Annotated in this window: 2 protein-coding genes; both read left to right on the top strand. The window is 72.4% G+C overall.

Features of this window, described 5'->3' with window-relative positions; translation table 11 throughout:
• Positions 1–45 precede the first annotated feature (45 nt).
• Positions 46–5838 (top strand): amino acid adenylation domain-containing protein, encoded by a 5793-nt coding sequence (locus QYS60_RS25435; RefSeq protein ID WP_371384617.1) that lies wholly within the window; start codon positions 46–48, stop codon positions 5836–5838.
• A 225-nt stretch (positions 5839–6063) separates the two neighbouring features.
• A partial coding sequence (locus QYS60_RS25440) for an amino acid adenylation domain-containing protein (RefSeq protein WP_371384615.1) occupies positions 6064–10676 on the top strand: 4613 nt, incomplete at its 3' end.

A 10676-nucleotide genomic window follows, 5' to 3' on the forward strand; every position in this document is an offset into this window, starting at 1 on the left:
CACGCGCACAACGGATCCGGAATTCGGAGGGGACAGCCGATGAAGGTGATCGACCGAACCGCCCGTGCAAAGCTCCGCGCTTCGCGGCGCCGGCCGCCCACGACGATGCTGCCGCACCTGCTGTCGGCCGCCGTCGAACGCGACCCCGGCGCCCCGGCTCTCACGGCCGGGGAACACACCCTCACCTATCGGGAGGCCGACGCCGAATCGTCCCGGCTCGCCCGCCTGCTCATTGCCCGGGGCATCGGCCCCGAGGACCGCGTCGCGGTGCTCCTCACCCGCTCGATCCGGTCCGTTCTCGCCGTCTGGGCGGTGGCCAAAGCCGGCGCCGCGTTCGTCCCGGTGGACCCGCTCTACCCGGCCGATCGCGTCCGGTACATGCTGTCGGACTCCGACGCCCGTCTCGCCCTCACGGTGGGCGCACACCGGGGGGTCGTTCCCGACGGGTTCGACACCGTCGTCCTGGACGAGCCCGAAGTCGGGAGGGAACTCGACGCCTGCCCGGCAGACCCGCTCACCTTCGTCGACCGCGTACGCCCGCTGCGCGCCGAGCATCCCGCATACGTCATCTACACCTCGGGCTCGACGGGACACCCGAAAGGGGTGGTGGTCACCCACACCGGACTCGCGGCCTTCTGCGCCGAACAGGTCGAGCGCTACCGGCTCACCCCCGCCGCCCGCACCCTGCATTTCGCGTCCCCCAGCTTCGACGCGTCGGTGCTCGAACTGTTGCTCGCCGTCGGATCCGGATCGACGATGGTCGTCGCGCCGCCGTCCGTGTACGGCGGCGACGAACTGGCCGAGCTGCTGCGGAGGGAACGGGTCACCCACGCGTTCGTGACGCCGGCCGCCCTCGCGTCGGTGGATCCCACCGGACTGGACGACCTGGAGACGGTGGTGGTCGGCGGCGAGGCGTGCCCTCCGGATCTGGTGGCGCGCTGGGCGCCCGGCCGCCGGTTCCACAACGGGTACGGGCCCACCGAGACCACGATCATGACCAACATCTCCGGGCCGCTCGAGCCCGGGGAACCCGTCACCATCGGCAGACCCGTTCGTGAAGCCGCTGCCCAGATCCTCGACACCCGCCTGCGGCCCGTGCCGGCAGGCACGGCCGGCGAGCTGTACCTGACCGGATCCGGCCTCGCCCGCGGGTATCACGATCGCCCCGGACTGACGGCCACCCGCTTCGTCGCCGCCCCCGACGGCGCCCGGCGGTACCGCACCGGCGACCTGGTGCGGTCCCCGCGTTCGGCGCGAGAAGGCATCACGTACCTGGGCCGCAACGACTTCCAGGTCAAGGTGCGTGGCTTCCGCATCGAGCTCGGCGAGATCGACGCGGCATTCGCCGCGCATCCCACCGTCGACTTCGCCGCCACCGTCGGTCACCGGGGCGCGACGGGGGACACCCGCCTCGTCACGTACGTGCACGCCACCGCCGGTTCCGCGATCGACGTCGCCGTGCTCACCGCGTTCGTCGCCGAGCGGTTGCCGGCCCACATGATCCCGTCGTCGGTGATCGCGCTGGAGACCATCCCGCTCACGCCCGTGGGCAAGCTCGACCGGGCGGCTCTGCCCGAGCCCGAGATCGCGTCGGCTCCGTACCGAGCGCCGGCCTCCGCCGCCGAGGTGGCCGTCGCGGAGGCGTTCGGCGACGTGCTCGGGGTGCAGCGGGTCTCGGTCCACGACGACTTCTTCGACCTCGGCGGCAACTCGCTGCTCGCCACGCGCGTGATCGGCCGGATCAGGGCAGCACTCGGCGTCACCGTCTCGGCCGCCGACCTGTTCGACGCCACCACGGTCGAGGCGCTCGCAGCCCGGGTGGCGGCCGCGCCGACGGCCGCCCGCGCCCTGCAGCCGCGCCGCCCGCGACCCGATCGGATCCCGCTCTCTCCGGCGCAGCAGCGCATGTGGTTCCTCAACCGCCTCGACCCGGACTCGGCGGTGTTCAACATCCCGCTCGCCGTCCGGTTGTCCGGCGGGCTCGACGTCGACGCGATGCGAACGGCGGTGCGGGACGTCGTCGCGCGGCACGAGACGCTCCGGACGGTGTACCCCGAGGTCGACGGCGTCGGCGAGCAGCGCATCCTCGACGTCGGCGACGTCCCGCTCGACCTCGGGCCCGAGGACGCGACCGACTCCGACGCCCCGGCCCGGCTCGCCGGTTTCGTGGGAAGGCGGTTCGACGTCACCGGAGAAGTTCCCGTACGAGCCCGGCTCTTCCGCCTCGCCGACCACGAGCACGTGCTTGCGGTGGCCCTCCACCACATCGCCGGGGACGGCTCGTCGCTGGGTCCGCTCGTCCGGGACCTCGTCACCGCCTACACTGCACGCTCGACGGGCCGGGAACCGGCGTGGGAACCGCTGCCCGTCCAGTACGCCGACTACACCCTGTGGCAGCTCGACGCCCTCGGCGACGAGGACGATCCCCGCTCCGGCACGGCTCGGCAGCTGGCCTACTGGCGGCGCGCCCTCGACGGCATCCCCGAACACCTCGAACTCGCCACGGACCGGCCCCGGCCCGCCGTCGTCGGTCATGCGGGGGACCGGGTCTCGGCGCACGTCGACGAGGCCACCTACGACGCGATCAGCGCACTCGCCCGCGAGCGCGGCGTGACACCCTTCATGGTGCTGCACGCCGTCCTCGCGGTGCTGCTGGCGCGAGTGTCGAACACGCACGACGTCGTCGTCGGCACCCCCGTTGCGGGGCGCACGGCCCCCGAACTCGACGGGCTGATCGGCATGTTCGTCAACATGCTCGCACTGCGGACCGACGTCGACGCCGCCACCTCGTTCGCGACGCTGCTCGAGCAGGTCCGCGACACCGACCTGCAGGCGTTCGCACACGCCGATGTCCCCTTCGAACGCCTCGTCGAGGTGCTCGACCCGGTCCGGTCCACCGCGCGCCATCCGATCTTCCAGGTCGGGTTCTCCTACCAGAACTTCGCCCGGGAAGCCCTCGAGCTGCCGGGCCTGCGGATCACGCCGGTCGAGAGCGATTCGTACGCAGCGCGTTTCGATCTGCACGTCACGGTGGTCGATCACGCCGCGGGCGGTGGGCCCGGCGGTTTCGACATCGAATTCGGTTACGCCACCGACCTGTTCGACGCACCGTCGATCCAGCGCCTGCTCGCGCGGTATCTGCGGATACTCCGGGCGGTCGTCGCCGACCCCTCTGCCGTCGTCGGCGACATCGACCTGCACGACTCTGCGGAACTGGCCGAGATGATGCGGGCGTGGGAAGCCGAACAGGCCGACCTGTCCGCCGGCCGGACCCTCGTCGACCTGTTCGACGAGCAGGTCGCGGCCACCCCGGACGCCCCCGCCCTCGTGTTCCGCGGCGGCACCCTCACCTATCGGGACTTCGATGCGCGGGTCAACCGGCTCGCCCGTCACTTCGTGACCCAGGGCGTGGGGCCGGAATCCACAGTGGCTCTCTGTATCCGGCGTTCGGTCGACCTCGTGGTGGCGATGTACGCCGTCGCCAAGGCCGGCGGCGCCTACCTGCCCCTGGACCCCGACCACCCCGCGGCCCGCAACCGGTACATCCTCGATGCGGCGGCCCCGCAGTGCGTGCTGTCGACCACCGGGGACCGGGTCGACGCCCTGGCGGGCCGGACGGTGCTCGACGTCGACCGCCTCGACCTGAGCGACGTCGATCCCACACCGCTCGCCGACACGGATCGGCGGGCACCGCTGCGCGCCGCGAACACCGCGTACGTCATCTACACCTCCGGCTCGACCGGACGCCCGAAGGGCGTGGCGGTGCCGCACGAGGCGATCGTCAACCAGATCGCCTGGAAGCGGGCGCACTACGATCTCGGTCCCGACGACGCGGTACTGCTCAAGACGGCCGCGACCTTCGACCTGTCGGTGTGGGAGTTCTGGTCCGCACTCACGTGCGGCGCCCGGCTGGTGATCGCCGCCCCCGACGGTCACCGTGACCCGTCCTACCTCAACGACGTGATCCGCCGTGAGAAGGTCACGACCCTGCACGTGGTGCCGTCGATGCTCGAGGCGCTGCTCGAGGACTCGGCCGGCGCGCTGCCCGCCACCTTGCGCCGTGTCCTCGCCATCGGTGAGGTACTGCCCGCCCCGACGGCGCGACGCGCGCTCGGCGCCTCGAGTGCGGACCTGGTGAACCTGTACGGCCCGACGGAGGCGGCGGTCTCCGTGACCGCCCACGCGGTCACCACGCCGACGCTCACCTCCGTGCCCATCGGCGACCCGGTCCCCAACACCCAGACGTTCGTCCTCGACGAACGGATGCATCCCGTGCCGCCGGGCGTGGCCGGTGAGATGTACCTCGCCGGCGTGCAGCTCGCCCGCGGGTACCTGGGCCGTCCCGGCCTGACCGCCGAGCGGTTCGTGGCCAACCCCTTCGGTGACCCGGGCACCCGCCTCTACCGCACCGGGGACGTGGTGCGGTGGCGCATCGACGGCGACGGCCGCGGCACCCTGGAGTACCTCGAGCGCGCCGACTTCCAGGTCAAGGTGCACGGGTTCCGGATCGAACTCGGCGAGATCGAGGCCGCGCTGCGCGCCCACCCGGCGGTCCGCGACGCCGCGGTCGCCGTCCACGGCGGGGACCGGCTGGTGGCCTTCGTGGTTCCGACCGCCGGGCGGATCGACGTGGCCGGCCTCCGCGCGTCGCTGGCCGAGACCCTGCCCTCCTACATGGTGCCCGCCGGCGTCGTCACCCTCGATGCGCTGCCGCTGAACCCGCACGGCAAGCTCGACCGTGCGGCCCTCCCCGAGCCGGTGATCGCCCCGCGGCGCCACCGACCGCCGCGCACTCCGCTCGAGACGGAGGTCGCCGCCGCCTACTGCGAGGTTCTCGGGCCGGCGGGGGACGCCGGCGAGTTCCGAGTCGGTCTCGACGACGACTTCTTCGACCTCGGCGGCACGTCGCTGAGCGCGGTGCGGGTGATCGCCCGGCTGCGCGAACGCACGAACCTGCCGGTGTCGTTGCAGTGGATGTTCCTCACCCCCACCGTCGAAGCCCTCGCCGCCCGGATCGAGGGATCCGCCGGCGACCCGGTTGATCACACCGTCGGGTTCGACGCGGTGCTGACGTTGCGCCCGGGCGGTGCCGCCGAGCCGGTGTTCTGCATCCATCCGGTGATCGGTCTGTCGTGGAGCTTCGCGGGCCTGGCCCGCCACCTCGACCCCGAGCGGGCCCTCTACGGTCTGCAGTCGCCGGCCCTGCGCGACGACGAACCGCTGCCCGAGAGCATCGACGCGTGGGCCGCGGCGTATGTGGACCGGATCCGGCGGATCCAGCCCGCCGGCCCCTACCATCTCGTCGGCTGGTCGCTCGGCGGCATCATCGCCCACGCCGCCGCAGTCCGGCTGCGGGCGGACGGCCACGAGGTCGCCACCCTCGCCCTGCTCGACGCGCACCCACCCGCCGCACCCGTCGAGACGGTCCCGCCCGCGGTCAGCGTCGCCGACCTGCTCGGCGCCATCGGAACCGACGTCGGGGCCGGCCTCGACCCGGCGCAGTTCACTCCCGAACAGGCATTGGAGCTGGTCGCCGACCTGCCGGCCCCGTTCGACGCGCTGACCCTGCCCCGCCTCGAGCGCATCTTCGAAGGCGTGCGCCTGTCCTACCGGCTGCTCGCCGAGCACCGGCCCGCCCGCTTCGACGGGGACCTGCTGTTCTTCGCCGCGAGCGAGGACGGAACCTCGGCGACCCGCGCCGCGCAGCAGTGGCGGACACACGTCACCGGCACGCTTGCGGTCGAATCGGTCCAGGCCACCCACTGGAAGATGACGTCGCAGGATGCCGTCGCCCGGATCGGGCCGGTGCTCGACCGCTGGGTCGGGGGCGGCCGCTGACCCGTACCCCCGTCGTCCGCCGGCTGGTCGCGGAGTGTGATCCGCGGCCGACCTCGCAGTTTCGACCGTAACGAAGCGTCAGGCACCCCGATGGTCTAATGGGGCTGGCGCGTGCCACCCTGCACTGTCGTGTGCAGGGGGCGGCGGCTGAGACGATGAGGGATACGCGAGGTGGATGATGCTGGGTGTGCACGCGCAGGACGACCGGCGACGGAGCACGCAGGGATGAGTGTCGACGGTTCGGGGGACCGACGACCGGACGAATCACGAGGTCGCCGGCCGGTCCGGCAGCGACCCGGCCGCCGACGCGGACCCCGCGTCGCTCTGCTGCCCCAGCTCCTGGCCGCAGCGGTCGAACGTGATCCCGCCGCACCCGCAGTGGTGTTCGAGGAACGCACCCTGAGCTACGGCGAGCTCGACTCGGCCTCCTCCCGGCTGGCACGGCTGCTCATCCGGCGCGGGATCGGGCCGGAGGACGTGGTCGCCGTCGCTGCGACCCGGTCGATCGAGTCGGTGCTGTCGGTGTGGGCCGTCGCCAAGGCCGGCGCCGCGTTCGTGCCCGTGGACCCCAACTACCCGGAGGACCGGGTCCGGCACATGGTCGACGACTCGGGAGCCCGCGCCGGTCTGACCCTCACGGCTTCGGTTCCGGACCTGCCCGGCTCCGTGCCCTGGATCTCCCTCGATTCCGCCGAGACCCACGCCGCCCTCGCCGAACAGTCCGCAGCACCTGTCGCGCTCGACGACCGGGTCCGGACACTGCGGGCGGAGCACCCCGCGTACGTGATCTACACCTCGGGTTCCACGGGCCGGCCCAAGGGCGTGGTCGTCACCCACACCGGACTGGAGGGCTTCTGCGCCGAACAGGTCGAGCGCTACGCGCTGACCCCGGCCTCGCGCACCCTGCACTTCGCGTCCCCCAGCTTCGACGCCTCCGTCCTCGAGTTACTGCTCGCCGTCGGCGCGGGCTCGACCATGGTGATCGCCCCACCGTCCGTGTACGGCGGCGAGGATCTCGCCGAGCTGCTGCGCAGCCGGCAGGTCACCCACGCCTTCGTCACACCCGCAGCCCTGGCGTCCGTCGATCCGGCCGGACTGGACACCCTCGCGACGGTGGTCGTGGGCGGCGAGGCGTGCCCGCCGGACCTGGTCGCGCGATGGGCACCAGGGCGCCGCTTCTTCAACGGCTACGGGCCCACCGAGACCACCATCATGACCAACATCTCGCACGCGCTGCAGCCCGGCGAGCAGGTCACGATCGGCCGGGCCGTCCGCGGGATGACCGCGCACGTGCTGGACGAGCGCCTCAACCCGGTCCCGTCCGGGGTCGTGGGGGAGCTCTACCTCGAGGGCCCCGGGCTCGCCCGCGGCTACCATCGTCGCGCCGCGCTGACAGCCGAGCGGTTCGTCGCGGGTCCCGCCGGCACCCGCCTGTACCGCACCGGTGACCTCGTCCGATCGGGCGAGACCGGGCTGATCTACATGGGGCGCAACGACTTCCAGGTCAAGATCCGCGGATTCCGGATCGAGCTCGGGGAGATCGACGCCGCACTGGCCGCGCACCCCGATGCCGACTTCGCGGTCACGGTGGGACGCCAGACCCCCTCGGGAGAGGCCCGGCTGGTGTCGTACGTCCATCCCGTCCCGGGTGCGGACGTCGACCCCGACGCACTGACCGAGTTCGTCTCCCACCGGCTGCCGGCGCACATGGTGCCCGCTGTGATCGTGCCGCTCGACCGCATCCCACTGACCCCGGTCGGCAAGCTCGACCGGGCCGCACTGCCCGAACCGGAGTTGCCCGCGCACGAATACCGCGCACCCCGTTCCGCCACGGAACAGGCCGTGGCGGAGGTGTTCACGGAGCTGCTCGGTGCCGAACGGGCCGGCCTCGACGACGACTTCTTCGAACTCGGTGGCAATTCCCTCGTCGCCACCCGCGCGGCCGCCCGCCTCGGAGAACGCCTCGCTACCCGGGTCCCCGCGCGACTGTTGTTCGAGGCGTCCACCGTCGAAGGCCTCGCCGCACTCGTCGAACCCTTCGTCGGGGCGGGCGCGCCGCAACCGCTCGTCGCCGGGCCGCGCCCCGATCCGATCCCGCTGTCACTGGCGCAGCAGCGGATGTGGTTCCTCAACCGGTTCGATCCGGCGTCGGCGGCGAACAACATCCCCGTCGCGTTGCGCGTCCGCGGAGCGCTCGACGTCGATGCCCTGCGCCGGGCCCTCGCCGACGTCGTGGGCCGGCACGAGGTGCTGCGCACCGTCTACCCCGAGCACGACGGCATCGGATCCCAGCTGATCCTCCCGCCCGAGGAGGCGAGGCACCCCCTCGACCCGGTGCCGACCCCGCCCGACGAGATCGCCGGAGCGGTCGCCCGGCTCGCGGCGGCCGGCTTCGACGTGACGTCCGAGGTGCCGCTGCGGGTGAACCTGCTGCGGTCGGCCGACGACGAGCACGTCCTCGTCCTGGTCGTCCACCACATCGCCGCCGACGGCGCCTCCATCGCGCCCTTCGTGCGGGACCTGGTCACCGCGTACGTCGCACGCACCGGCGGTGCGGCCCCCGCGTGGGAACCGCTCGCGGTGCAGTACGCCGACTACGCCCTCTGGCAGCGCGCCGTACTCGGTGACGAGTCCGATCCCGCATCACCGGCGGCGCGGGAGATCGAGTTCTGGCGGGGCGCCCTCGCCGACCTCCCGGACCGTCTCGACCTGCCGACCGACCGGCCCCGACCGGTGGAGGCCTCGGGCCGCGGCGCCACCGTCGACTTCGAGATCGACGCCGCCCTGCACGAGGTGGTCGAAGCCGCCGCTCAGGCGACCGGCACGTCCGCGTTCATGGTCGTCCACGCCGCGCTCGCGGTACTGCTGTCGCGCCTGTCGGGCACCGCGGACATCGCGATCGGCACCCCCGTCGCCGGGCGCGGCGAGCGCGCACTCGACGATCTCGTCGGCATGTTCGTCAACACCCTCGTGCTGCGCACCCGCGTGGAGCCCGACGCCACGTTCGCCGAACTGCTCGGCCGGGTCAGAGACGCTGACCTCGCGGCCTTCGACAACGCGGAGCTGCCGTTCGAGCGGCTCGTGGAGGTGCTCGATCCGGTGCGATCGACCGGGCACCATCCGCTGTTCCAAGTGGCGCTGTTCTTCCAGAACCTCGACCGCGCCGAGGTGACCCTGCCGGACGTCGAGATCGAATCCGTCGACCTCGGTGGCGCCGTCGCCAAGTTCGATCTGCAGCTGACCGTCTCGCCCCGCGAGGAAGCCGGGAAGCCGGCCGGAATGTCGGCGCAGTTCACCTATGCGACCGATCTCTTCGACGAGCCCACGGTGCAGGGTTTCGCCGGGCGCCTGATCCGGGTGCTCGCCGCCCTGGCCGCGGGCACCGACCGCGTGGTGGGCGACCTCGACCTCCTCGACACCGCCGAGCACCGCGCCCTCGCTGCCGGCAACGACCGTGCCGTGCATCCGGTCCGGGCGACGGGACTGCTGGCCGCGTACCGGGACGCCGTCGCGCATCGTCCGGATGCGGTGGCCGTCGTCTTCGGCGACGAGACGCTCACCTACGCGCAGTTCGATGCGCGCGTCAACCGGCTCGCCCGGTACCTCGTCGGCCTCGGTGTCGGACCCGAAACCCTCGTGGCACTGGCCATCCGGCGTTCGATCGACCTCCCGGTCGCGATCTACGCGGTCATCGCGGCCGGCGGTGCCTACGTCCCGCTCGATCCCGACCATCCCGCCGACCGCATCGGGCACATCCTGTCCACCGCGCAACCGGTGTGCGTCCTGAGCACCCGCGCGGACGCGGCGGACCTGCCCGGCACGGTCGCCCCCGTCCTGGTCGACGACCTCGACCTGCGGGGCTACGCGCCCGACCCGATCCGGGACGACGAGCTGGCCGGTCCGATCCGTCCCGGTACCCCCGCCTACGTGATCTTCACGTCCGGCTCCACGGGACGTCCCAAGGGCGTGTGCGTCTCACACGAGGCCATCGTCAACCAGCTCGAGTGGATGGCCCACGAGTACGAGATCGCCGCCGGCGACGTCTATCTGCAGAAGACCGCCACCACCTTCGACGTGTCGCTGTGGGGCTGGTTCCTGCCCCTGCGCGCCGGCGCCACCCTCGTCGTCGCCACCCACGACGGTCACCGCGACCCCGTGTACGTCGCCGAGACGATCGCGCGGCACGGAGTGACGCTGACGGACTTCGTGCCGTCGATGCTGACCGTGTTCGCCGCGCATGCACCGGCCGGTACCTGCTCGACGCTGCGGCACGTGTTCGTGATCGGCGAAGCCCTCCCGCCCGAGACCGTCGACGCCTTCCGTCGCGTCTGCGCTGCCGCGGTGCACAATCTGTACGGCCCCACCGAGGCCGCGGTCTCGGTGACGTACTGGCCCGCCGGCGACGAGCAGCAGAGCGTGCCCATCGGCGTGCCCGAGTGGAACACCGAGGTCTACGTCCTCGACGGCCGGCTGCATCCGGTGCCGGTCGGCGTGCCCGGCGAGCTGTACCTCGCCGGAGTGCAACTCGCGCGCGGCTACGTGGGCCGGCCGGACCTCACCGCGGATCGCTTCGTCGCCGACCCGCTCGGTGCCCCCGGCGCTCGCATGTACCGCACCGGTGACCTCGTGCGGTGGCGCCGCACCGCGAGCGGTGAGCAGGTTCTCGACTACATCGGCCGTACCGATTTCCAGGTCAAGTTCCGTGGTCAGCGGATCGAGCTGGGGGAGATCGAGTCGGCGTTGCTCGCCCAGCCCACGGTCGGCCAGGCGGTCGCCCTCGTCGTCCCCACCGTCACCGGTGAGCAGCTGGTCGGGTATGTGGTTGCTGCGCCGGGTGC

The organism is Rhodococcus sp. GXMU-t2271 (genome assembly GCF_041414735.1).
Lineage (GTDB): Bacteria > Actinomycetota > Actinomycetes > Mycobacteriales > Mycobacteriaceae > Rhodococcus > Rhodococcus indonesiensis.